At 52.4% G+C, this 2934-nt stretch carries 1 rRNA gene; it reads left to right on the forward strand.

The annotated features are described in order from the left end of the window. Nucleotides 1-2928: ribosomal RNA gene (locus V4T18_RS18205) — 23S ribosomal RNA — on the forward strand. Nucleotides 2929-2934: the final 6 nt, after the last annotated feature.

Here is a 2934-nt window from a genome sequence, read left to right on the forward strand (position 1 = left end):
GGTTAAGTTATTAAGGGCGCACGGTGGATGCCTTGGCACTAGGAGTCGATGAAGGACGGCACTAACACCGATATGCCTCGGGGAGCTGTAAGTAAGCTTTGATCCGGGGATTTCCGAATGGGGGAACCCAGCACGCTTAATCGCGTGTTACCTTTACGTGAATACATAGCGTATTGGAGACAGACCCAGGGAACTGAAACATCTAAGTACCTGGAGGAAGAGAAAGAAAATTCGATTCCCTGAGTAGCGGCGAGCGAAACGGGAAAAGCCCAAACCAAGAGGCTTGCCTCTTGGGGTTGTAGGACACTCTATACGGAGTTACAAAGGAATGTATTAGGCGAAGCGACTTGGAAAGGTCCGCCAGAGCAGGTAATAGCCCTGTAGCTGAAAGTGCATTCCCTCCAGAGTGGATCCTGAGTACGGCGGAACACGTGAAATTCCGTCGGAATCCGGGAGGACCATCTCCCAAGGCTAAATACTACCTAGTGACCGATAGTGAACCAGTACCGTGAGGGAAAGGTGAAAAGCACCCCGGGAGGGGAGTGAAATAGAACCTGAAACCGTGTGCCTACAAGTAGTTAGAGCCCGTTAATGGGTGATAGCGTGCCTTTTGTAGAATGAACCGGCGAGTTACGATTACGTGCGAGGTTAAGTTGTGAAGACGGAGCCGCAGCGAAAGCGAGTCTGAATAGGGCGAATTAGTACGTGGTCGTAGACCCGAAACCAGGTGATCTACCCATGGCCAGGGTGAAGGTGAGGTAACACTTACTGGAGGCCCGAACCCACGCACGTTGAAAAGTGCGGGGATGAGCTGTGGGTAGCGGAGAAATTCCAATCGAACCTGGAGATAGCTGGTTCTCTCCGAAATAGCTTTAGGGCTAGCCTCGTGATGAGAATACCGGAGGTAGAGCACTGTTTGGACTAGGGGGGCATCTCGCTTTACCGAATTCAGACAAACTCCGAATGCCGGATATTTATACACGGGAGTCAGACTGCGAGTGATAAGATCCGTAGTCAAAAGGGAAACAGCCCAGACCACCAGCTAAGGTCCCAAAGTAATCGTTAAGTGGAAAAGGATGTGGCGTTGCTTAGACAACCAGGATGTTGGCTTAGAAGCAGCCATCATTTAAAGAGTGCGTAATAGCTCACTGGTCGAGTGACGCTGCGCCGAAAATGTATCGGGGCTAAACGATTCACCGAAGCTGTGGATTGACATCTTTGATGTCAGTGGTAGGAGAGCGTTCTAAGTGCGTTGAAGTCAGACCGGAAGGACTGGTGGAGCGCTTAGAAGTGAGAATGCCGGTATGAGTAGCGAAAGACGGGTGAGAATCCCGTCCACCGTATGACTAAGGTTTCCTGAGGAAGGCTCGTCCGCTCAGGGTTAGTCGGGACCTAAGCCGAGGCCGATAGGCGTAGGCGATGGACAACAGGTTGATATTCCTGTACCACCTCCTCACCGTTTGAGAAATGGGGGGACGCAGTAGGATAGGGTAAGCGCGCCGTTGGTTGTGCGCGTCCAAGCAGTAAGGCGTGTGTGTAGGCAAATCCGCACACTGTAACGTTGAGCTGTGATGGCGAGTCCGTATGGACGAAGTTCCTGATTTCACACTGCCAAGAAAAGCCTCTATCGAGGTGAGAGGTGCCCGTACCGCAAACCGACACAGGTAGTCGAGGAGAGAATCCTAAGGTGTGCGAGAGAACTCTCGTTAAGGAACTCGGCAAAATGACCCCGTAACTTCGGGAGAAGGGGTGCTCTTGAGCGTGCATAGCGCATGAGAGCCGCAGTGAATAGGCCCAGGCGACTGTTTAGCAAAAACACAGGTCTCTGCAAAACCGTAAGGTGACGTATAGGGGCTGACGCCTGCCCGGTGCTGGAAGGTTAAGAGGAGCGGTTAGCGCAAGCGAAGCTGTGAATTGAAGCCCCAGTAAACGGCGGCCGTAACTATAACGGTCCTAAGGTAGCGAAATTCCTTGTCGGGTAAGTTCCGACCCGCACGAAAGGCGTAACGATCTGGGCACTGTCTCAACGAGAGACTCGGTGAAATTATAGTACCTGTGAAGATGCAGGTTACCCGCGACAGGACGGAAAGACCCCGTGGAGCTTTACTGTAGTTTGATATTGAATTTTGGTACAACTTGTACAGGATAGGTAGGAGCCAGAGAAGCGTGAGCGCCAGCTTGCGCAGAGGCGTCGGTGGGATACTACCCTGGTTGTATTGAAATTCTAACCCATGCCCCTTAGCGGGGTAGGAGACAGTGTCAGACGGACAGTTTGACTGGGGCGGTCGCCTCCTAAAAGGTAACGGAGGCGCCCAAAGGTTCCCTCAGAATGGTTGGAAATCATTCGTAGAGTGTAAAGGCACAAGGGAGCTTGACTGCGAGACCTACAAGTCGAGCAGGGTCGAAAGACGGGCTTAGTGATCCGGTGGTTCCGCATGGAAGGGCCATCGCTCAACGGATAAAAGCTACCCCGGGGATAACAGGCTTATCTCCCCCAAGAGTCCACATCGACGGGGAGGTTTGGCACCTCGATGTCGGCTCATCGCATCCTGGGGCTGTAGTCGGTCCCAAGGGTTGGGCTGTTCGCCCATTAAAGCGGTACGCGAGCTGGGTTCAGAACGTCGTGAGACAGTTCGGTCCCTATCCGTCGTGGGCGTAGGAAATTTGAGAGGAGCTGTCCTTAGTACGAGAGGACCGGGATGGACATACCGCTGGTGTACCAGTTGTCTTGCCAAAGGCATCGCTGGGTAGCTATGTATGGACGGGATAAGTGCTGAAAGCATCTAAGCATGAAGCCCCCCTCAAGATGAGATTTCCCATTACGCAAGTAAGTAAGATCCCTCAAAGACGATGAGGTAGATAGGTTCGAGGTGGAAGTGTGGTGACACATGGAGCTGACGAATACTAATCGATCGAGGACTTAACCAAAATTTT

This window comes from Lysinibacillus sp. 54212 (assembly GCF_036662795.1).
GTDB lineage: Bacteria > Bacillota > Bacilli > Bacillales_A > Planococcaceae > Lysinibacillus_B.